Source organism: Allobosea sp. AAP35 (assembly GCF_001295925.1).
Taxonomy (GTDB): Bacteria; Pseudomonadota; Alphaproteobacteria; order Rhizobiales; family Beijerinckiaceae; genus Allobosea.
This window is the reverse complement of record NZ_LJHQ01000010.1, coordinates 40,869-61,091: the sequence shown is the minus strand read 5'-3', so window position 1 is coordinate 61,091 and position 20,223 is coordinate 40,869. Positions and strand designations below refer to the sequence as shown.

19 protein-coding genes and 2 tRNA genes are annotated in these 20,223 nt (G+C 65.2%); 4 read left to right on the top strand and 17 right to left on the bottom strand.

The genetic code is table 11. The features are described 5' to 3' along the window. Positions 1 to 102: 102 nt before the first annotated feature. From IP69_RS04950 to IP69_RS04930, 5 genes are all read right to left on the bottom strand, one after another. Positions 103 to 819, bottom strand: coding sequence for an amino acid ABC transporter ATP-binding protein (locus IP69_RS04950; RefSeq protein ID WP_054141778.1), 717 nt, complete (start codon positions 817 to 819; stop codon positions 103 to 105). A 98-nt stretch (positions 820 to 917) separates the two neighbouring features. Further along, positions 918 to 2,297, bottom strand: coding sequence for an amino acid ABC transporter permease (locus IP69_RS04945; RefSeq protein WP_054141704.1), 1,380 nt, complete (start codon positions 2,295 to 2,297; stop codon positions 918 to 920). Positions 2,298 to 2,307: 10 nt separating this feature from the next. Next, a complete protein-coding gene (locus IP69_RS04940) occupies positions 2,308 to 3,495 on the bottom strand; it encodes an amino acid ABC transporter permease (RefSeq protein WP_054141777.1) in 1,188 nt (395 codons plus the stop codon). Between the two features lie 107 nt (positions 3,496 to 3,602). Next, a complete protein-coding gene (locus tag IP69_RS04935; protein ID WP_054141703.1) occupies positions 3,603 to 4,625 on the bottom strand; it encodes an amino acid ABC transporter substrate-binding protein in 1,023 nt (340 codons plus the stop codon). A gap of 170 nt (positions 4,626 to 4,795) precedes the next feature. Next, positions 4,796 to 5,821 (bottom strand): amino acid ABC transporter substrate-binding protein, encoded by a 1,026-nt coding sequence (locus IP69_RS04930; RefSeq protein ID WP_054141702.1) that lies wholly within the window; start codon positions 5,819 to 5,821, stop codon positions 4,796 to 4,798. A 258-nt stretch (positions 5,822 to 6,079) separates the two neighbouring features. Here IP69_RS04930 and metC point away from each other — a divergent pair, with 258 nt between their 5' ends. Further along, positions 6,080 to 7,270, top strand: a complete 1,191-nt coding sequence (gene metC, locus IP69_RS04925; protein ID WP_054141776.1) for a cystathionine beta-lyase — start codon at positions 6,080 to 6,082, stop codon at positions 7,268 to 7,270. 92 nt (positions 7,271 to 7,362) lie between these two features. Here the strand turns inward: metC and IP69_RS04920 are convergent, their stop codons facing one another. The 7 genes from IP69_RS04920 to IP69_RS04890 all read right to left on the bottom strand — a co-directional run bounded on the left by IP69_RS04920 (position 7,363) and on the right by IP69_RS04890 (position 11,665). Next, on the bottom strand, positions 7,363 to 7,704 hold the full coding sequence (locus IP69_RS04920; RefSeq protein ID WP_054141701.1) for a lipid-A-disaccharide synthase N-terminal domain-containing protein: 342 nt from the start codon (positions 7,702 to 7,704) through the stop codon (positions 7,363 to 7,365). Next, a complete protein-coding gene (locus IP69_RS04915) occupies positions 7,701 to 8,450 on the bottom strand; it encodes a glycosyltransferase family 2 protein (protein WP_054141700.1) in 750 nt (249 codons plus the stop codon). Before IP69_RS04915 ends, IP69_RS04920 begins: the two co-directional genes overlap by 4 nt. Before the next feature lie 88 nt (positions 8,451 to 8,538). After that, the gene (locus tag IP69_RS04910; protein WP_054141699.1) at positions 8,539 to 10,227 is read right to left on the bottom strand and encodes a glycosyltransferase family 39 protein; all 1,689 of its coding nucleotides are present in this window, start codon (positions 10,225 to 10,227) and stop codon (positions 8,539 to 8,541) included. A gap of 192 nt (positions 10,228 to 10,419) precedes the next feature. Beyond that, positions 10,420 to 10,496 (bottom strand) — tRNA-Arg (locus IP69_RS04905). Between the two features lie 72 nt (positions 10,497 to 10,568). Beyond that, positions 10,569 to 10,874, bottom strand: coding sequence for an ETC complex I subunit (locus IP69_RS04900; RefSeq protein WP_054141775.1), 306 nt, complete (start codon positions 10,872 to 10,874; stop codon positions 10,569 to 10,571). 98 nt (positions 10,875 to 10,972) lie between these two features. Further along, positions 10,973 to 11,049 (bottom strand) — tRNA-Pro (locus tag IP69_RS04895). 85 nt (positions 11,050 to 11,134) lie between these two features. Continuing rightward, positions 11,135 to 11,665 (bottom strand): DUF192 domain-containing protein, encoded by a 531-nt coding sequence (locus tag IP69_RS04890; RefSeq protein ID WP_054141774.1) that lies wholly within the window; start codon positions 11,663 to 11,665, stop codon positions 11,135 to 11,137. 183 nt (positions 11,666 to 11,848) lie between these two features. On the opposite strand from IP69_RS04890, the gene IP69_RS04885 reads away from it, so the two are divergent. Then, positions 11,849 to 13,666, top strand: a complete 1,818-nt coding sequence (locus tag IP69_RS04885; RefSeq protein ID WP_156323291.1) for a hypothetical protein — start codon at positions 11,849 to 11,851, stop codon at positions 13,664 to 13,666. Beyond that, entirely contained in the window at positions 13,663 to 14,382 is a 720-nt protein-coding gene (locus IP69_RS04880) for a CatB-related O-acetyltransferase (RefSeq protein WP_282568229.1), read from the top strand. The genes IP69_RS04885 and IP69_RS04880 overlap by 4 nt, the downstream gene beginning before the upstream one ends. Here the strand turns inward: IP69_RS04880 and IP69_RS04875 are convergent. The 5 genes from IP69_RS04875 to aspS are packed head-to-tail and all read right to left on the bottom strand — an operon-like array spanning position 14,354 to position 18,916. Next, positions 14,354 to 15,409 (bottom strand): acyltransferase, encoded by a 1,056-nt coding sequence (locus tag IP69_RS04875; RefSeq protein ID WP_054141697.1) that lies wholly within the window; start codon positions 15,407 to 15,409, stop codon positions 14,354 to 14,356. The genes IP69_RS04880 and IP69_RS04875 overlap by 29 nt on opposite strands. Next, on the bottom strand, positions 15,406 to 16,290 hold the full coding sequence (locus IP69_RS04870; RefSeq protein ID WP_054141696.1) for a glycosyltransferase family 2 protein: 885 nt from the start codon (positions 16,288 to 16,290) through the stop codon (positions 15,406 to 15,408). The genes IP69_RS04875 and IP69_RS04870 overlap by 4 nt, the downstream gene beginning before the upstream one ends. A 43-nt stretch (positions 16,291 to 16,333) precedes the next feature. After that, a complete protein-coding gene (locus tag IP69_RS04865; protein WP_054141695.1) occupies positions 16,334 to 16,633 on the bottom strand; it encodes a hypothetical protein in 300 nt (99 codons plus the stop codon). A gap of 16 nt (positions 16,634 to 16,649) precedes the next feature. Beyond that, positions 16,650 to 17,021 (bottom strand): hypothetical protein, encoded by a 372-nt coding sequence (locus tag IP69_RS04860; protein ID WP_054141694.1) that lies wholly within the window; start codon positions 17,019 to 17,021, stop codon positions 16,650 to 16,652. 5 nt (positions 17,022 to 17,026) lie between these two features. Beyond that, on the bottom strand, positions 17,027 to 18,916 hold the full coding sequence (gene aspS / locus IP69_RS04855) for an aspartate--tRNA ligase (RefSeq protein WP_054141772.1): 1,890 nt from the start codon (positions 18,914 to 18,916) through the stop codon (positions 17,027 to 17,029). A 160-nt stretch (positions 18,917 to 19,076) separates the two neighbouring features. Between aspS and rnd the strand changes: the two genes are divergently transcribed. Next, a complete protein-coding gene (gene rnd / locus IP69_RS04850; protein WP_054141693.1) occupies positions 19,077 to 20,216 on the top strand; it encodes a ribonuclease D in 1,140 nt (379 codons plus the stop codon). Positions 20,217 to 20,223 lie beyond the last annotated feature (7 nt).

Sequence of the window (20,223 nt, the reverse complement as noted above, 5' to 3'; positions counted from 1 at the left end):
AAACGGCACCAATCGCTGCCGCCCGCTCGGTTAGCGAGGACGCAGCCTGTCCCGGTCTCCCGAGGGCGGGCTGCGTCGATGGCACCGTTTTGATGTCTGCAATCAGTGCAGGATCTGGCTGAGGAACAGCTTGGTGCGCTCGTGCTGCGGATTCTTGAAGAACGCGTCGGGCTTGTTCATCTCGACGATCTGCCCGGCATCCATGAAGATCACGCGGTCGGCCACCTGTCGGGCGAAACCCATTTCGTGGGTGACGCAGAGCATGGTCATGCCCTCATCGGCCAGCGACACCATGGTGTCGAGCACCTCCTTGACCATTTCGGGGTCGAGCGCCGAGGTCGGCTCGTCGAACAGCATGATCTTGGGGCTCATGCACAGGGATCGCGCGATCGCCACGCGCTGCTGCTGGCCGCCCGAAAGCTGGCCCGGATATTTATGGGCCTGCTCGGGAATCTTGACCCGCTTCAGGTAATGCATGCCGATCTCCTCGGCATCCTTCTTGGGCAGCTTGCGCACCCAGATCGGCGCTAGGGTCAGGTTTTCCAGGATCGTCAGATGCGGAAACAGGTTGAAGTGCTGGAAGACCATGCCGACATCGCGACGGATCTCATCGATCTTCTTGAGATCATTGGTCAGTTCCGTGCCGTCGACGACGATCGAACCCTTCTGGTGTTCTTCCAGACGGTTGATGCAGCGGATCATCGTCGATTTGCCCGAGCCCGACGGGCCGCAGATCACCAGCTTCTCGCCGCGCTCGACCTTGAGGTTGATGTCGCGCAGAACATGGAACTCGCCATACCATTTGTTGACGCCAACCATTTCGACGGCCGTCGGTGTGTTGAGCGAGGTCGGTTTGAGAGCGGCGGGACGGGTATCGATCGCCTTTGTGTCTGCCAGTGCCATGATCGTGGGTCCTTTCAACGTCTCTGACCGGCGGCGAGCCGCTTCTCGACCGCGATCGAGTAGCGCGACATCCCCCAGCAGCACAGGAAATAGAAAACCGCGGCGAAGGCATAGCCGGTCGCGCGGGTGGTCGGCGTCGACCAGGTCGGATCGACCAGCGTCGCTTCAATGGTGCGCAGGAAGTCGAAGATGCCGACGATGGTGACGAGCGTCGTATCCTTGAACAACCCGATGAAGGTGTTGACGATTCCCGGGATCACGATCCGCAGGGCCTGCGGCAGGATGATCAGCCGCATCATCTGCCAGTAGCCGAGACCCAGCGACATCGCGCCCTCGTACTGGCCCTTCGGAATAGCCTGAAGCCCACCGCGGATGACCTCGGCCATATAGGCGGCGGCAAACAGCGCGACGCCGATGAGCGGGCGCAGCAGGCGGTCGGGCGAATACTCCTGCGGCACGAACAGCGGCAACATGGTGTTGGCCATGAACAGCACGGTGATCAACGGCACGCCGCGCACGAACTCGATGAAGATCACCGACATCAACTGGATGATCGGCAGCTTCGAGCGGCGCCCGAGCGCCAGCACCACGCCCAGCGGCAGCGAGAACACGATACCTACCGCCGCGATCAGGAAGGTAACCATCATGCCACCCCACAGACCCGTATCGACCCTCGGCAGGCCAGCGGTTTCAGCGAGCACCGCGATCAGCCCGAAAATCACGAGCGCCATCAGGATCAGGCGCTTGGGCTGGAAGAACCGTTCCCAGGGCGTGGCCGCGATTTCGACGTCGAGCAGCGCCGGCGGCATCCAGAGCCGCGCGAGGCTCGGGACGAAGGACAGGACCAGATAAAGCACCGCCAGCCCGAAGGTGAGCAGGATCAGAAAACGCAGGAAGCTCTCGGCGCCATCGCCACCCAGCAGCAGCAGATAGGCCGAGATCGGCATGGTCACGAAGAAGAAGAACGCACCGAGCTTCTTCAGCGGCGCATTGTCCCAGAGCATCCAGACAACGCCGAGCGCAAACATCACGAAAACGATGTTGACGCGCCAGCGCTGGGTCACGGGATAAGAGCCGTAGATGAAATACTGGTAACGATCGGCGATATAGGCCCAGCAGGCGCCCACCGGGCGACCGATCTTGTCGGCCAGGCAGGCATCGCGGTTGGCTCCGCTCCAGACCGCGTCGATCAGATAGAACCGGACGAGATCCGGCACGCTGGTCACCACGATGTAGAGGCAGACCAGCGTCATCAGCGAGTTCACCGGCCCGGAGAACAGGTTGTTCCGGACCCAGGCGACAGGGCCGGCGACAGACAGCGGCGCGACCTCCTGTTCGAGGGTCTGCTTGCGGACGAAGGCGTGGGGCGCGTTTTCGAGCGTTGCGTCGGTCATCGTGGCGCCCTCACCGTTCCACCAGCGCCATGCGCTTGTTGTAGATGTTCATGAACAGCGAGGTCACGAGCGAGATCGTCAGATAGACCGCCATGGTGATGGCGACGACCTCGAGCGCCTGGCCGGTCTGGTTCAGCACCGTGCCGGTGAAGACCTGCACGAGATCGGGATAGCCGATCGCGACCGCCAGCGAGGAGTTCTTGGTCAGGTTGAGATAGTTCGAGGTCAATGGCGGGATGATCACGCGCATCGCCTGCGGGATCACGACCAGCTTCAATGTCGGGCCGGCGCGCAGGCCCAGCGCATTGGCGGCCTCCGTCTGGCCCTTGGACACGGCCAGGATGCCGGCGCGCACGACCTCGGCGATGAAGCCGGCGGTGTAAGTCGTCAGGCCGATCAGCAACGCCACAAACTCGGGATAGATCTGCAGCCCGCCGGTCAGGTTGAAGCGACCCTGCTGCGGCAGTTCGAACGAGAGCGGCTGGCCGACGATGAAATACACCAGTAGCGGCAGCCCGATGATCGTTCCGAAGGTGATCGAACCGTTGGGGTATTGCGTGCCGGTCCGCTCCTGCTGCTTCTTCGACCATGTGTAGAAGGCGATTGCCAGCACGACCGCGATGAAGAACGAAACCACCACGGCCTGGAAGCCCGGCCCGAACTGCGGGTTGGGCATGATCAGGCCGCGGTTGTTCAGGAAGATGCTGCCCGGCAGCGCAATCGAGTTGCGGGCATCGGGCAAAGGCTTCAGCACCGCATTGTACCAGAAGAACAGTTGCAGCAGCAGCGGCAGGTTGCGGATGACCTCGACATAGATCATCGCAAGCTTCGACAGCACCCAGTTGCTCGACAAACGCGAGACGCCGACGAAGAAGCCGAGGAATGTCGAGAGCACGATGCCGATCGCGGCGACCAGCAGCGTGTTGAGCAGGCCAACATAGAAGGCCTGGCCATAGGTCGATCCCGACGCGCTGAACGGGATCAGCTTCTGGTTGACGTCGAAGCCGGCCGCGTTGTTCCAGAAGCCGAAGCCCGAGGCGATCTTCTGAGCGCGCAAATTCTCGAGGGCATTTGAGGCCGCCGACCAGATCAGGAAGCCGACAATCGCCAGCAATGCGATCTGGTAGACATAGCCTCTGATCTTGGGATCGTAGAACAACGAGACTTTGCCCGACGGGACCGTTCCGGTCTGATTGATCGACACCTGTTACGCCCTTTTTTTCATTCTCATTGCGACTGGAGCGCCCGGGGCGGCAAAACCGCCACCGGACAACCCAGACGTTTCACGCCAGCGGTCGTGGCACTTCAGCGGATCGGCGGCGCGTATTGCAGTCCACCCTTGGTCCAGAGTGCGTTCTGGCCGCGGGAGATCTTCAGAAGCGAACCGGCGCCGACGTTCCTTTCAAAGGATTCGCCGTAATTGCCGACATGCTTGATGATGCGATAGGCCCAGTCATTGGGAAGGCCGATCGCCTCGCCGAACTTGCCCTCGGTGCCGACCAGCCGCTTGATCTCGGGATTTTCGGACTTCAGCATCTCGTCGACATTGGCCTTGGTGACGCCGAGCTCCTCGGCGTTGAGCATGGCGTTGTGGGTCCACTTGACCACGTCGAGCCAGTTGTCATCGCCATGGCGCACGGCTGGCCCAAGCGGCTCCTTCGAGATGATCTCCGGCAGGACGATGTGGTCGGCCGGTGCCGACAGTTTTAGGCGCTCGGCATAGAGGCCCGATGCGTCGGTGGTGAAAGCATCGCAGCGGCCCGATTCATAGGCCTTGACGGTCTCGTCGGCTGAGGCAAAGGCGACGACCTCGTATTTCATTTTGTTGGCACGGAAGAAGTCGGCAAGGTTGAGTTCGGTCGTGGTGCCCTGCTGGGTACACACCGAGGCGCCGGCGAGCTTGAGCGCGGAATCGATGCCGAGCTTCTTGCGGACCAGGAAGCCCTGTCCATCGTAATAGTTCACGCCCGCGAAATTCAGGCCCAGCGACGTGTCGCGCGACATCGTCCAGGTGGTGTTGCGGGATAGAAGATCGACTTCCCCCGACTGCAGCGCCGTGAAACGGTCCTTTGAGGACAGCGGGATGTACTTGACCTTGTTGGGATCGTTGAAGATCGCGGCCGAGATCGCCTTGCAGAGATCGACATCGAGCCCGCTCCAGACGCCCTGGGCATCGGGAATGCCGAAACCTGCAAGCCCCGGGCCGACGCCGCAGGTCAGGACGCCTCGGCTCTTGATCTGAGCCAACAGCCCAGTCTGCGCCTGTGCCCCGCCGACGCAAAAAGCTGTGGCGGCAGCGACGATGGTCGCGGCTAGAAAAGTTCGCATGTAAAATCCCCTGTTGGCGGAACGGGTTCCTGCCCGTTCTCAATGGCTAGCGTGACTAGCAAGTCCTGGACCAAGCAAGCCGGCCCGGCTTTCCTCTTCTGGCCCAACAGGGCGCTGTGACGTCGAAAGCGGCGGGCACCGTGGTGTCACGGCGCCCGCCGAAGGGTTTGTTAGCGAACCGGCGGAGCGTATTGCAGGCCGCCCTTGGTCCAGAGCCCATTCTGGCCACGCGCGATCTTCAGCAGCGAGCCCTGGCCGACGTTCCTCTCGAAGGATTCGCCGTAATTGCCGACATGCTTGATGATCCGGTAGACCCAGTCGGTGGTCAGGCCGATGGTCTCGCCGAACTTGCCCTCGGTGCCGAGCAGGCGCTTGATCTCGGGGTTCGGGGACTTCATCATCTCGTCGACATTGGCCTTGGTCACGCCGAGTTCCTCGGCATTGATCATGGCGAAGTGAACCCACTTCACCACGTTGAACCACTGCGGATCATTGTTGCGAACCGACGGTCCGAGGGGCTCCTTGGAGATGATCTCGGGCAGAACGACGTGGTCGTCGGGAGCCGTCAGCTTGAGACGCTCGGCATAGAGGCCCGAGGCGTCGGTGGTGAAGGCATCGCAACGGCCGGCGTCATAGGCCTTGACCGTCTCGTCCGACGAAGCGAACGCGACAACCTCGTATTTCAGGTTGTTGGCGCGGAAGAAGTCGGCAAGGTTGAGTTCGGTCGTGGTGCCCTGCTGGGTGCATACCGAGGCGCCGGAAAGCTGCAGCGCAGACGTCACGCCGAGCTTCTTGCGGACCATGAAGCCCTGGCCGTCATAGTAGTTGACGCCGGTGAAGGCGATGCCGAGCGAGGCGTCGCGCGTCATGGTCCAGGTCGAATTGCGGACCAGGAGATCGACTTCGCCCGACTGCAGGGCCGTGAACCGGTCCTTAGCCGAGAGCGGAATGAACTTGACCTTGGCCGGATCGTTGAAGACCGCCGCCGCGACCGCGCGGCAGAATTCGACGTCGAGACCGCCCCAGTTGCCCTGAGCATCGGGGACGCCGAAGCCGGCGAGACCAGTGTTGGAGCCGCAGTTCACCATGTTGCGCTGCTTGACCTGCGCCAGGGTCGCAGGCGCCTGCGCGGACGCCGTCGTCGCCGCGATTGCGAACCCGAGCCCGGCTACGGCCGCTGCCATGAATGTTTTCATCAAACTCTCCCATTGAATGTCATGCGCTGACCATGGCCAGCAGACCGTGCCCAATTCCGTGGCCGCCGGATCTTGGTCCGTTCGATTGCACAGGAAATGAGCGACGTCCCGACTGTCGATTGCCAGAGCGCTACATGAGCGTCAAGCAAGGGCGTCAACCGACGCCGCCCCTTGTCCACTGCATACATCACATGCGAGTTTGTGGGGGTGGTCAAGCCTGACCCCCTGTCCCTTCCGAAGAAGCTGCGCTGCCATTGCATGAAAAAGCTGCCTGAATCCGATTTCGCTCGCCTGAACGAGCGAACCCGCCTTGTCCTGGCCGGTCGCGACCCCGCAGACAGCTATGGCTTCGTAAACCCGCCGATCGTGCGCGGCTCGACGGTGGTCTACCCAAATACGGCTGACTTTCTGGCGCGCCGGTCGCGCTACACCTATGGCACGCAGGGCAATCCGACGATCGACGCGCTGGTTGCAGCGTGCAACACGATCGAGGGCGGCGCCGGCACGGTGGTGACCCCGTCGGGCCTGATGGCCTGCACCCTGCCCTTCCTCGCCTTCCTGTCGGCGGGCGATCACGTCCTGGTGACCGACAGCGTCTACCGGCCGACGCGCAATTTCTGCGAGACGATGCTGAAACGCCTGGGCATCGAGACGACCTATTACGATCCTGCCGTCGGCGCCGGGATCGAGAGCCTGTTCAAGCCCAACACCCGGGCGATCTGGACCGAGGCCCCCGGTTCGCAGACCTTCGAGATGCAGGACATCTCCGCCATTGCCGCCGCCGCCCATGTCCACGACATCCTGGTGATGATGGACAACACCTGGGCGACGCCCTTGTTTTTCGACAGCCACAAGGCCGGCGTCGATATCACCATCCAGGCCGGCACCAAATACTATGCCGGCCATTCCGATGTGCTGATCGGCACCGTCTCGGCGCGCACGCCCGAACTCTATGCAAGGCTGCGCCAGAGCTGGGAACAGCTTGGCATCATCATCGCGCCGGAGGATGCGTTCCTGACGCTGCGCGGCATGCGCACCATGGCACTGCGCCTCAAGGAGCAGATGCCGGCCGGCATTGCCATGGCGCAATGGCTGGCGGCCAGGCCCGAAGTCGCGCGCGTGATGCACCCGGCATTGCCGAACGATCCCGGCCATGCCCTGTGGAAACGCGACTTCACCGGCGCCTCCTCGCTGTTTGGCATCGAACTGGCGCCGGTTTCGATGACAGCGGTGGCGGCGATGCTCGACGGGCTTTCGCTGTTTGGGATGGGCGCGTCGTGGGGCGGCTATGAGAGCCTGGTCCTGCCCTTCGACTGCAAAGCGTATCGTACCGTGACGACGCCGGCCTTCAAAGGACCGACCGTGCGTATCCATATCGGCCTCGAGGATCTCGACGACCTCAAGGCCGATCTCGACGCCGGCTTCGCGAGGCTGCGCGCGGCGGCCTGAGACGCTGGACGAATGTCACTGCGAGTGCAGCGAAGCAGTCCAGCCGGACAATCAAAAGCTGGAAGCCTGCGCTGCGCTCGCGATGAAATGGCTTACATCGCGTCGCCCGAGCCGGTCTTGCGGCGACGGTTGCGGAAGATCAGGATCAGGTTGCGCGTGTAGATCACCATCGCCAGCGCCTGGCCCATGATGATGATCGGCTCGCGCCGGACGATGCCGTAGATCAGGGTCATCAGTCCGCCCCCCATCGAGAAATACCAGAAGGAGAGCGGCATCACCGACTTGCCCTCGCGCTCGCTGGCGAGCCACTGCACCAGGAAGCGCGCGGTGAAGAGCAGTTGCGCGACGATGCCGAAGGCGAGCCAGAAGTCGAATTTCAGCACGAAGACGTCGTAGATGTAGTCGGAGATGGCATGGCCGATCGAGATGATCACGACTGGGCCTCCGTGACGATCTGCGGCACGCGCCTGCGGCGTCTGATCAGCCACCAGACGCCGACAAGATCGAGGATGCCGACCCAGAGCCTGTCGAAGAAACCGTAATTCGAAACGCCGGTGAGGCGCGGCCGGTCGCGCACATCGACATGCACGACGCCATAGCCTTCTCGCACCATCAGGGCCGGCATGAAGCGATGCAGCGCGTCGAAATAGGGCAGCGCCAGATAGGCCTCGCGCCGGAAACATTTCAGCCCGCAGCCGGCATCGCGCGTGCCGTCCTGCAACAGCCGCCCGCGCACGCCATTGGCGATGCGCGACTGCAGCTTCTTGAAGCCGGTGTCCTTGCGACCGACGCGCTGACCCTGGACGAGACCGGCCTTCATCCCCGCCTGCTGCAGGGCTTCAAGCATGGCCGGCAGGAAGGCCGGATCGTTCTGGCCGTCGCCGTCCAGCGTGGCGACGATCGGAGCCCGGGCATGACGCACGCCGCTGCGCACCGCCGCGCTCTGGCCGCAGGACTGCGCATGGGTGACGATCCGCAGCCAGGGGCGGCTCCTGGCGAGCGCTGTGAGCGCCGCGGCCGTGCCGTCGCTCGAGCCGTCATTGACGAAGATGATCTCGAAGGTCGCCAGGCTCGCGCAGGCCGCTTCGATGTCGGCGAGCAAGGGCCCGACATTGCCGACCTCGTTGCGGACAGGAACGACGATACTCAATATCGGCGGAGCGGAAGAAGAATCGGTCAACAGAGGGTCATCCGGAAAAGCGGCCTGCGCCTGCGTGAGCGACGCCGACAGGGCAATGAAGTTTCAAGCGCCGTGCCCTACGCCGGTTTCAAGGCCGTGCATAGACGGCGATCGCCAGCCGGCGGCCGCCATTGAGATTGAAGCCGGTGATGGTGGTGATCAATCGCGGCGTCAGCTCCATCTGCGTGATCGCCGCCTCGAAGCCGGTCGCATGGCGTCCCTCGACAAAGGCGATGCGGCAGCCCGGCTGGTTCAGGAACCCAGCCGCCGCCGCGCCGTCGACCCCCATCGCCAAATCTGTGCCCGTCAGAAAGACCAGGCTGGGCTCGCGATAGCCGACCGTCATGATCGCCGGGTCGGCGCAGCCAATCGAACGAGCCGCCTCGGCCAGGCGCGGCGACAATTTGAAGGCCCGCAAGCTCTCGACCGCAAAGCCGTAGACGCCGCTGCTCAGGAGCAGGCTTGCCACGACGCCTCGCCAGAGCGCGCCCTCGAAGTCGCTGCGTCGGAAAGCGGCGACGACGGTGACTGTCATCAGCAGCGCCAGTAGCAGGAACGGCATCGCCTGGTAGGGCAGCGTGCCGTCGAGCGACCGATTCGCACCGAGGATGACGCCGATCAGGACCAGAGGGACCAGCACCACGAGCAGCGCCGTCGCGACCGAACCGCGGCGAAAGCGATCGATCCCGCCATTGACGAGCGCCAGCAGGAGAAGCGCCGTGATCGCCGGATAGAGCGGCAGCACGTAATGCGGAAGCTTGGTCGGCACCGCTTCGAACAGAAGCCAGGACGGCACAATCCAGGCCAGCAGGAAGGCGATCTGCGGCTCGCGCCTGCGGGCAAAGGCGAAGGGCACGGCCATTGCCGCGAACGCGGCCGCCGGCCAATAGGTGCCAAAGAAAATGACCAGGTAGAGCCCCGGCGGCCCCCAATGCTTTTCCTGGCCTTCGGCGACCTTGCCAAGCATGTCCTGCCCGACGCTTTCGGCAAAGAAGCTCCCACCGGTCTTCCAGGCGATGAGCAGGAACCAGGGCAGGACCACCACAAGGCAGAGCAGCAGACCCCGGCCGAAGCGCAAGGGCGCCAGCCAGCGGAAGCTGCGCTCGCGCAGGCTGAGCACAAGCACGGCCAGCCCCCAGATCATGGGTACGATCGGCCCCTTGAGCAGGAGCCCCAGTGCAGTGGCGCCCCAGAACACCAGCCAGTTGCGAGAACTCGGAACAAAGGCAAGCGAACGCGTCCAGTCGAGCCAGACCCGCGCCAGCGCCCCCATGGTCGCAACCGCGCAGGCCGCCAGCAGGGCATCGGTCTTGGCGATGCGGGCCTCGACGCCAAGCAGCACGCAGGCTGCCATCAGCGCCGCACCCAGAACGGCCTGACGCGGGCCGACGAAGGCCAGCAGCGCCCAGTAACTCAACAGCACAGTGGCGATCGCGCCGATCAGCGAGGGGATGCGGTAGAGCCAGATCTGAGTGCGAGCCTCCGGCACGCCCAGCGCCTCGCCGGCCGCCACGGCCGCGCTTTGCAGCCAGTAAATGCCGACGGGCTTCTTATGTCTGGCCTCGTCCTGGAAACGGATATCGACGAAGTCGCGCGTCTCAAGCATCTGCTTGCTCGCCTGGGCGAAGCGCGGTTCGTCACGATCAAGCGGCTGCAGGGTGTGGAAGCCCGGCAGGAAGGCGGCCAGCGACAGCAAGACGAGGAACGCGCAAGCGCGGGCGTGGCTGGCACAGGCCATGGTCGAGAGACGGTCGAGCACGGGACTGAGCGACAGCATGGTGAGATCCTCGCGACTCGGCGGGCCGCGCCTGTCAAAGAAGGGCGAATGATGCCGGGATCGGCTGGCCCCTTAAGCCAGACGCGATGGCGGGCTTTTCAGGCGCGATCAAGGCACAGCTTGCAGAAGCGCCGGCCCGCGCGGTTTACGCCGCATGCTGCGTCGCGGCAAGCGGTTGAAAAGGCGAAGAAATGGCGAGCCCGGCTGGATTCGAACCAGCGACCAGCAGCTTAGAAGGCTGCTGCTCTATCCATCTGAGCTACGGGCCCTGAAGCGAAGGTTGAAGACCTCCGCCTGTCTCATGCGTTCGATGCGTCCCAGAAATCCAGTGAGTCCAAAAATCAGTGCGTCCACTGTCCCAGACGCGAGAACTTGAAATTGTCCGAATAGGCAACAGTCCGTCGCACCGGCTCGTTGGGCTGCTCGACGCGGTAGGGAACGCCGTTTCGCGTGGCGTAGGCGACGGCCTCCGCCTCGCTGTCAAACCAGAGCTTCAGCTGGCTCTTCATGTCGCCCGAAGAGGTCCAGCCCATCAGCGGTTCGATCTGGCGCGGCTGCTCGGGTTCGTATTCCAGCAGCCAGCGCTCGGTCTTGGCAGTCCCCGACTGCATGGCCGTACGGGCGGGGCGGTAGATGCGTGCGGTCATGGCTGCCTCGGGCCTCACCTGAAACCTTGGCCAGATCCGATCGGCCGGCTCGTCGACGACGTCCGGCCCGCTGGACACGACCCCTGACACGCCCGGAATGGTCGGGGCACCAGGATTCGAACCTGGGACCCTCTGCTCCCAAAGCAGATGCGCTACCGGGCTGCGCTATACCCCGACTTGTCATTCCACGCGTGGGCGTTGGCTATCACGTCCCGCCCCCGCGCCGCAAGCGAAAGCCCGCAAGGGCTCAGCACAACAACTCAGCGCTTGAACAGCGCGTGCTCGATGCGATCGCCCGGCTTGATGCCGAGCGTTCGGCTGACGCCGCCATTGATCTCGAGCACCGAGAGCACCGGCTCCCCGGAGGGAATCGTGCGCTGCGACAAGGGCTCGGTATTCTCGGCGATCCGCGCGATCGTCCCGTCGGCCCGGATGAACAGCATGTCGAGCGGGATATAGGTGTTCTCCATCCACATCGCGACCGGCTCGACACGGGCGAAGTCAAACAGCATGCCGCGATCGGCCGGCATGTAGCGACGGTGCATCAGCCCCCTCGCCCGCTGCTCGGGCGTGCGCATCACCTCGACCTGGAAGCCATGGCGCTTGTCGCCGCTGACGATCGCAAGCGTCTCCAGCGCCGCGCTCGCCGGTGCCGCAGCCCCGGGTCCGCCGGGAGCCTGTACGAGCTGCGACGTCTGCGAGGCAGCCGGCAATGGCCCGGCGAAGGCAGCGACCAGCGCGAGGCAGACCGCCGCGACGCGGACGGCGGAAAAACGGGAGGTAGCCTGCATCGCTTTCGTCTCCAAAGCCTGTGTGCGCCTCGCGAACCTATGATGCCGCAGATGGCGAATCTGCGACAGATAGCGTTCGAGGCACACTTGGCGGTCAAGCTTTTCGTCAGCATCTCCAGTATCGGCGGCTTTCCTTCCCGCCCGGCTTGCGGCAGGGTCGCCGCCACAAAACAGGAGACTGTCATGACCGCCCCGCGCCTTCGTCACCGGCTCAGCGCCGCCCTCGCTTTGGCGGGCCTGGCGTTCGCGCAGCCGGCAGCGGCCGCCGACTTCCAACTCGACAATGTCCGCCTCGATTTCGGAACGGTCGTGGTTTCGGCGCCGACGCTTCTGGTCAAGGGCGCGACGCTGGAGCGCGAGGCGTTCCGTGCGCTGCTCGACACAAAGAGCGGCGACAGCGCGGTGTCTCGCATCGACCGCCTGATGGCGACCGAGATCACCGCCCCCGAACTCGTCTTCGAGCACCGTCTCGGCCAGCAGACGCAGGCAACGACCTATCGCGATGTGCGCTTCGGGGAGATCCGCGATGGCGGCATCGGGCGCGGCTCGGCAGCCGGCGGCACACTGACCAGCACCTCCCCGCAATCGGGCAAGATCACCGGCACGCTGCAGCGCATGGCCTTCGAGGGTCTCGATCTGCGCCAGATCGCGCGCGTCATGACCGAGCGCGCCCCGGCCGGCAGCCAGGAGCCCGCCCGGCCGCTGGTGCGCCTCTTCGAGCAGGACGGCTACACGATCGACATGGGAGCGGCCGGCAAGATCAGCCTCGGCAAGATGATCGGGCGCGCGTTTTCCGCCGCGGTCGGTGAGGAGCCGCTGGGCGAGGTCCTCAGCCGCGTCGTTGCCTTGTCGGAGGAGGTTGTCCCTCCCGCCTCGGCGAAGGCCGACCCCGCCCGGCGCGAGGCGCAGAAGCGCCAGGCCCAATCGCTGCTCGCCCTCTATGACCGGGTCGATTACGGCAGCGGCGAAATTCGCGACCTGTCGATGAATGTCGTCGACCAGACAGGCCCGGGCAAGCCCGGCGCGAGGCCCGAGCCTGTCGAGGTCAGGATTGCGCGCATCGCCTACGGCGGCGATAGCGCCGCGAAATCGGGTTTGTCGCTCGAAGGGCTCGCCTTCGCCGGCGGCGGCGGCAAGGGAGTCGTCGAGTCGATCAGCTATTCCGGCTTTTCCTATGAGCCGGTGATCAAGGCGCTGCGCGAGGATATCGCCCGGCCGACGGCAGAGGCCGACAGCATCGATTGGCGGCGCTACATTCCGACGCTCGGCACGATGCGGCTCACCGGCATGGCCATTGATGCTCCGGCCATGAAGCCTGGCGCCCAGCCGATCCGCGTCGGGCTCGGCAGCTTCGAGATGAAGACAGGCGAACAGCTCAACGGCATCCCCACCAGCATCGTCATGACGCTCGACAAGCTGGTTGCGCCGATCGTGGACGGGACCGGCAATCCCGCCGCCCGCGACCTGCTGGCGATGGGCATCCGCTCGCTGGATCTTTCCGCCCGGATAGACCTGGCCTGGGAGGCTGCACGCAACGAACTGGCGATCCGCGAGATCGCCTTCGGCGGCGACGGGCTGGCGCGTCTCAATCTTTCGGGCACGCTCGGCAATGTCACCCGCGATCTGTTTTCCAGCGACACAGCGCTGGCGCAGGTCGCGGCGCTGGGCGCGACGGCGCGCGGCCTTGCGATCAGGCTTGAGAATTTCGGACTGGTCGAGAAGCTGATCGCCAATGAGGCACGCAAGGCCGGCCGAAAGCCCGAGGAGATGCGTCAACAATACGCGATGATCGCCAGCCTGGGGCTCGCCTCGATCCTGGGTCCCTCGGATGCGGCCAAGACGCTGACGGCGGCCATCGCACGCTTCGTCGCCAGTCCCGGGACGCTGACGCTGGAGGCCAGTGCCAAATCGGCCGGAGGACTGGGGCTGGCCGACGTCATCGCGATCACCGATCCGACGGAAATCCTCGACAAGATCGACCTCAAGGCCGATTCGCGTTGACCATGACGCCCGATCCGGCGGTTGCGTTGCCGTCAGACGACGCAGCGTGGCGTCCTGGCCCGCTGGTGGCGTGGTGGGCCGGGCTTGCGCCCGCTGCTAACGGGCTGCTGCGCAAGCGGTTCAACCCCGACAACCAGACCCGGCTGCATCTGGCGAAGCTGATAGCGCGACATCCCGGGCGGGTCGCGGTCGGCGCCTGGACCTATGGCCGGCCCAAGGTCCGCTTCCCCGAAAGCGGCGCGCGGCTGACGATCGGGCGATATGGCTCGATCGCCGATGGCGTCGAGATCCTGCTCGGCGGCAACCACCGCACCGACTGGTCGACCACATATCCGTTTCCCGAACTTCCCCGCCTCTGGCCGGAAGCGGTGGGCATCTCAGGCGCCCATGTGACGCGAGGCGATGTCGCCATCGGCCACGACGTCTGGCTCGGTTCGCAATGCATGGTGCTGTCGGGGGTCACCATCGGCACCGGCGCGGTGGTCGCGGCGCGGGCCGTGGTCACCCGCGACGTGCCCCCTTACGCGATCGTGGCGGGCAATCCGGCACGGATCATACGGCATCGTTTCGACGAGGGCCGGGTCGCCCTGCTGCTCGCCAGCCGCTGGTGGCATCTGCCCCGCAAGACCGTGGGCGCGTTGATACCGCTCCTCATGTCGGAGCGGGTCGAAGACCTGGATGCAGCGATCAGGACTCTCGCAAAAACCGGCGCTTGAGCGAAAGCGCCGGTTTCTCGACGAAATGCCATGACAGCCAGGCTACGATGAGCGTCGCAGCCAGGCCCGGCCAGAACAGCATGAAGGCCCCCGCCGTCGGAAACAGGGCCAGGCACGCCTGCTGCACAGGCCAGCCATAGAGATAGACGCCATAGGACAGATCGGCTTTCGGCTCGGTGCGCCGGCGCGTCAGCGCGGGAGCAAGCGCGACGACGATCGCACCCCAGGCGGTGACCAGATAGAGCGCAGGCTTGTAGAGCGGTGTCGGCGACAGCAGAAGCAGCACGACCAGCGCCACTGCCAGGCCCGTCAGCGAAACCGGGACACGATCGGAAAACAGATACATCAACCCGCCGGCCAGAAAGATCAGCGGCAGGCGCAGGGCCGTCTCGACGCCCTTGGGCCCCTCCGGCGTGACCACCTCCCGCAACAGCGTGGCTGCCAGCAGGGCGCCGCCGATGCACAGCGCGAGGTTTCGTTGGCGCAGCAGGCCGGCCAGGCCGGCCACCAGCACGCCAAGATAACAGATCGTCTCGTATTTCAGCGTCCAGACCGTGCCCATCGGGAAGGGCAGCGGGTTGTTCTCGAACACGCCGGGCAAGGCGGCCGCACTCTTGAAGGTGGTCAGCGTTCCGATGACGAAGCGCCAGAGGCGCGGATCGGCGAGGTAGCTTGCGAGATCGAGCCGCGTCATCGCCGCGCCGAGCGCGAGCGATACGAGCAAGGTCGCCGCGATCAGCCCAGGCGCGATCCGTAACGCCCGCGCCAGCACATAGTCGCCCCAGCCACGTCGCTGATAGCTCATCGTCACGAGGAAACCGGAGATCGCGAAGAAGCCGTTGACGGCATGCTCGCCCAGCGTGAACCCGGTCGTCTGAAACCAGGGTTCGTCCTCGCCGCGCCCGGTGGCGACACTGAAGGCATGCGAAACGACGACCGCCAGCGCCAGAACCAGACGCAGCAGGCCGAAATTGTTATGCGGCCGAGCCATGGCCTCGCCGATGGTGACGGCGCGCAGCCTGTTCATGGCGACGCCTCCAGCCCTTCGCGCGCCACGGCCGAGCGGCCGCGTCGCCAGGCGAGCGCACCTGCGGCCGAACCGGCATGCGCAGCGGTTTTTTCGCGCCTCAGCAGCAGGGCGTACCCGGCAGCCTTGGCAAGATTTTCGAATAGCGAACTCAGGCCCGGCTGCCGCAGACCATATTTTGTCGCGATATAGCCCTCCGACCAGGCGAGGTGCCAGCGCGCCTTGAAGCGGCGTGCGGCCGAGGGCGCGGTCGAGCGGCCCCGCCCATGTCCGGCCTCGGCTTCATGGACATGGATGAGCGCGTGACCGGCATCGCGCAGGCGCCGGCAGAGATCGTCATCCTCGTAGAACAGGAAGATCGCCGGATCGAAGCCCCCGAGCGATGCAAACAGCTCGCGGCGGATCAGCAGACACGCGCCGGACAGGAAGGGCAGGCAGGCATCGCCCTCGGGGATCGGCATTGCCCCTGCCCGGTTGAGATGCGCCGGCGAGAGCAGCGAGCGCGGCTGCAGGAAGACGCGGCCCGAGGGTTCGACGATGCGCGGCGCCAGCAGGCCGGCATCGGGATAGCGTTCGGCTGCGGCCAGCAGCGCGGCGACGGCGCCGGGCCTGATCTCGACGTCGGGATTGACGATCAGCGCATAGGGCGTCGTGCAGTCAAGAACGCCCCGGTTGTTGGCGCGGCCATAGCCTTCGTTGCGGGCGTTGACGAGGACGGTCGCGCCATGGGCGCGTGCGATCTGCGCACTGGCGTCGCCGCTGGCGTTGTCGACGACGATGGCCGGTACGCCCTCGGCGGCCAACGCCGCCAGGCAGGACGGGAGGACCTCGGCGCTGTCATAGGCGACGACGATGGCGGTGATCGGGTTGGCGGCGGACATCGACACTTTTTGGCCGCGATGACGCGGGGGACGCAAGCGAAATTCAGCGCCTGGCCAGGGCAGCGACCTCACGCTGGACCCGGACGCGCTCGGCCCCGTCGCAGGCGCGCGGCGCCTTGTAGGATTTGACCGCGAAGGCGGCGTTGGCGGCCATGAAGCGCGAGCGCTCGTCGCGCGACAACTGGCTCACCACCCGACCGCGATCGACCCTCAGGCCGCAATCATAGGCGCGCGAAACCTGCGCTGCGACAAATTCCGGCGTGCCCGGCATCGGCGCCGTGGTCGTGCAGGCGGAAAGCCCGAGCAGAAGCGGCAGGGCAAGGCGGTGTTTCGGCAGAGCCATGACGTTGATGCGAGGCTCAGAACGCGCTGAAATCGCCGGCCCGCACGAGGCTCATCTTCTCCCTCACGGCCGCTCGCTCTTCGGGCGGGCAGGCCTGGGGCTTGATCCCCTGGTTGATCGTCTCGGCCTCCGAGACCGTGACATAAGTCGAGCGCGCGCTGGCGATCTGTTCGGGCGTCGCGCCGCGCGCCTTTTCCGACGCGATGAAGCGATCCAGCGTATTGGCCCGCGGTGCCCCGGCCCGGCAGGCTACCGAGCGCGAGACCAGGCTGGCGAGTTCGGCAGCGCGCGCGGCACTGGGATTGGTTGGGCCGGAGACGCAAGCGCCCAGCGGCAGCGCCATGGCACAGACGAGCGCGAGCGATCGCGCGGGGAACGTGACGGTCATGGAAATCAGCCGTTCTTCTCGGGGGCGTTGATGCGCAGATGCGCCTCGCGCAACTGCTTCGGCGAGGCTTCGGCCGGCGCCCCCATCAACAGGTCGACCGCCTGCTGGTTCATCGGGAACAGGGCGACCTCGCGCAGATTGCTGGCCCCGGCGAGCAGCATGATGATCCGGTCGACACCGGCCGCCATGCCGCCATGCGGCGGGGCGCCATACTGGAAGGCGCGATACATGCCGCCAAAGCGCTCGATCACCGTCTCCTCGCCATAGCCGGCGATCTCGAAGGCCTTCACCATCGCCTCGGGCCTGTGGTTGCGGATGCCTCCCGACGCCAGCTCGAAGCCGTTGCAGGCGATGTCGTACTGGAAAGCCTTGAGCGAGAGCGGGTCTTCCTCGGTCAGTGCCTTCATCCCGCCCTGCGGCATCGAGAAGGGGTTGTGCGAAAAATCGACCTTCTTCTCGTCCTCGTTGTACTCGTACATCGGGAAATCGACGATCCAGGCGAAGGCAAACGCGTTCTCATCGATCAGGCCGAGTTCCTGGCCGACCTTGTTGCGGGCAGCTCCTGCGAACTTGTAGAACTTGTCGGGGTTGCCGGCGGCGAAGAAGCAGGCATCGCCCGGCTGAAGGCCCATAGCAATTCGGATCGCCTCAGCACGCTCGGTACCGATGTTGTTAGCAATGGGGCCAACGGCTTCGTAGCTGCCAGCGCCATCTTCAAACGCTGCAATCATCTTGGCGCCCGCACGAGCTTTTGCAGCTTCGATGTCCGCTGGTGTTCCGTTGCCAGGGTCCTCCATCGTGCTGACAGTCTTATTGCGCCACATGATATAGCCCAGCCCCGGCTGGCCTTCCCCTTGAGCCCAGGAGTTCATCCGGTCGCAGAAGGCGCGGCTGCCGCCCTTGGGGCCGGGAATGGCCCAGACGCGGTTCTTCTCGTCCTCGAGGATGCGCGAGAATACCTTGAAGCCCGAGCCGCGGAAATGCTCGGAGACGTCCTGCATCACCAGCGGGTTGCGCAGATCGGGCTTGTCGGAGCCGTATTTCGCGATCGCCTCGGCATAGGGGATGCGCGGCCAGGTCTTGGTGACGGATTTGCCGTTGCCGAACTCCTCGAAGATGCCGGAGATCACCGGCTCCATCGTGGCGAAGATATCCTCCTGCTCGACGAAGCTCATCTCGACGTCGAGCTGGTAGAACTCGCCCGGCAGCCGGTCGGCGCGCGGGTCCTCGTCGCGGAAGCAGGGCGCGATCTGGAAGTAGCGGTCGAAGCCCGCCATCATCAGGAGCTGCTTGTACTGCTGCGGCGCCTGCGGCAGTGCGTAGAATTTCCCGGGATGCAGGCGGCTCGGCACCAGGAAATCGCGCGCGCCCTCAGGTGAGGAGGCGGTCAGGATCGGTGTCTGGAACTCCGAGAAGCCCGACGCCTTCATGCGCGTGCGCATCGAATCGATGACCTTGGTGCGCAGCATGATGTTGTTGTGCAGCTTCTCGCGGCGCAGATCGAGGAAGCGGTATTTCAGCCGCGTGTCCTCGGGATATTCAAGATCGCCGAAGACGGGCATGGGCAGTTCGGCCGACGCGCCAAGCACTTCGATGCCGGTCGCGAAGACCTCGACCGCGCCGGTGGGCAGATTGGCGTTCTCGGTGCCGGCAAGCCGGGCCTTGACCTTGCCGTCGATCCGCACGACCCATTCCGAGCGCAGCGCCTCGGCTTCAGTGAAGGCCGGGGAGTCCGGGTCGATGACGACCTGCGTCATGCCGTAATGGTCGCGCAGGTCGATGAACAGCACGCCGCCATGGTCGCGGATGCGGTGGCACCAGCCCGAGAGACGAACCTGGGAGCCGATATCGCCCTCGCGAAGGGCGCCGCAGGTGTGGGAACGGTAACGATGCAAGGTCACGGAACGGCTCTCTTTGAAGGCGCGAATGGCCCGCTCACGGCTGGCCGATGCTCGTCGCGTAAGCACACGCGGGCGCGCGGCTTGTCAAGGATTCAGGCGTGATATGCCGGTTGTGGACTCGACGGCGCCGCCCTTGCTCCGCTAAGCCCGGAGCATGAACCTGATCGCCACCACCGCCGACCTCGCCGACGCCTGCGCGCGGCTGGCCCGCCACCCCTTCGTCACGGTCGATACCGAGTTTCTGCGGGAGACGACCTATTATCCCAAGCTCTGCCTGATCCAGCTCGCCTCGCCCGACGAGGCCGTGCTGGTCGATCCGCTGGCGCCCGATCTCGACCTGGCGCCGTTCTTTGCCCTCATGACCGACGAGGCCGTGGTCAAGGTCTTCCATGCCGCCCGGCAGGATCTTGAGATCGTCTGGATGCTCGGCCGGGTGCTGCCGACGCCGCTGTTCGACACGCAGGTCGCCGCGATGGTCTGCGGCTATGGCGACTCGGTCGGCTATGAGCAACTCGCCAACGACCTCGCCAAGGCGCGCATCGACAAATCCTCGCGCTTCACCGACTGGTCGCGCCGCCCCCTCAACGAGGCGCAACTCGTCTATGCCGAGGCCGACGTCACCCATCTGCGCGACATCTATCTGGCCCTCAAGGCCGATCTCGAAACCACCGGCCGCGAGGCCTGGGTCGCCGAGGAGATGGCGGTGCTGAACTCGCCCGCCACCTATGAGGTCAAGCCGGAGAACGCCTGGCTGCGGCTGAAGGGCCGCATCCGCAAGCCGAAGGAACTCGCCGCCCTGATCGAGCTCTGCGCCTGGCGCGAGCGCGAGGCGCAGCACCGCGATGTCCCACGCCAGCGCGTGCTCAAGGATGACGCGCTGATGGATATCGTCGCGCGTGCGCCGCGCTCCGTCGAGGCGCTGGCGGAGCTGCGCTCCGTGCCCAACGGCTTCGAACGTTCGCGGTCGGGCAGCGATGTGCTCGCGGCGATCGAACGCGCTATGGCGCTCGACCCCAAGACCCTGCCTCGGCTGGAGCGGGAGCGCGGGCGTGGCGGAAACGGCGCCGTGCTCGATCTGCTCAAGGTACTGCTCAAGGCGGTGGCGGAGGCCGAGCGCGTCGCGCCCAAGATCATCGCCTCTTCCGACGATCTCGAAGCGATCGCGTCCGATGACGAGGCCGATGTGCCGGCCCTGCAGGGCTGGCGCCGCGGCGTTTTCGGCGAGAAGGCTCTGGCGCTGAAGAGCGGCGAATTGGGGTTGCGTATCGTTCGCGGACGCGTCGTCGCCGGCTGAGCTGCGA